The sequence below is a fragment of the Pseudomonas antarctica genome (assembly GCF_900624995.1).
In the GTDB taxonomy this organism is placed as follows: Bacteria; Pseudomonadota; Gammaproteobacteria; order Pseudomonadales; family Pseudomonadaceae; genus Aquipseudomonas; species Aquipseudomonas antarctica.
The window spans coordinates 1-429 of sequence record NZ_UYXQ01000265.1 but is presented as its reverse complement, the minus strand read 5'-3'; the positions used below and the strand labels follow the sequence as shown (position 1 = coordinate 429).

The window sequence follows — 429 nt, the reverse complement described above, 5'->3', positions numbered from 1 at the left end:
GCTTTAGCGACATCCACACCGATGATTGATTGCGAGACAGTCATTGCCATGAAAAACGCTCCGGGTTAGGGTTTGCAGGCTTGTCGGGGCTTCACCATTGCGCTGGCTTGCTTCTATCGTCGGTCATAGCCGATGCATTCCTTATCGGCGCTTTGGTGAAGGGGTGGGGCGAAGTCTCCCACGGTCTGTACTGGCTAGAGTCAGAGAGAGTGTCAGATTTTTTGTGTGCGGGCCGGTAACGGCCTGCCGACAGGCAGGCCTTAGTTTTACCAGGTAGGCCTGATAAATCGATCTCCGTACAAAATCGCAAATTGGTTCATCGCACTCTTCCAGTCATGTGCCGGTTTGCCCCAGTTAGCAGTGATATTTCGCAATCCCAACCAGATTAATTTTGTTGCAGCATCGTCCGTTGGGAAGTGCCCTCGGGTC

The 429-nt window shown here is 52.7% G+C and carries 1 pseudogene; it reads right to left on the bottom strand.

Annotated elements, in window-relative coordinates:
• Positions 1-266: 266 nt before the first annotated feature.
• A pseudogene (locus E0F99_RS29915) lies at positions 267-429 on the bottom strand (IS256 family transposase); the annotation flags it as partial.